The 272-nt window shown below is 37.1% G+C and carries 1 protein-coding gene; it reads right to left on the bottom strand.

The annotated features are described in order from the left end of the window. A partial coding sequence (locus SB660_RS20620; RefSeq protein ID WP_410584205.1) for an RNA polymerase sigma factor occupies positions 1 to 130 on the bottom strand: 130 nt, incomplete at its 3' end. Positions 131 to 272: the final 142 nt, after the last annotated feature.

The raw sequence follows: 272 nt of genomic DNA on the forward strand, positions 1-272 counted from the left end.
GTTGCTTTTGATAAAAGGCAATAAACACATCTTGAACTATGTCCTCTGCAGTTGCTTCATTCTTCACATATAGATAGGCTACCTTCAGTAGATAATCCCCGTGCTCTGCAATTATTTGTTCAATCTCCATTGCTGCCTCACCTTCTTTCTACACTACTGACGTTTACCAAATACCTTCCGATTCACAATTGATAAAAAAATTTTGTCCTCTTGCTACTGACGTTAACTCTTGATTACTACTGCTTAATTGCTTTGCAAGCGAATAGTAGAAT

The sequence above is a fragment of the Bacillus sp. SIMBA_005 genome, from assembly GCF_046535585.1.
Classification (GTDB): Bacteria; Bacillota; Bacilli; order Bacillales; family Bacillaceae; genus Bacillus; species Bacillus pumilus.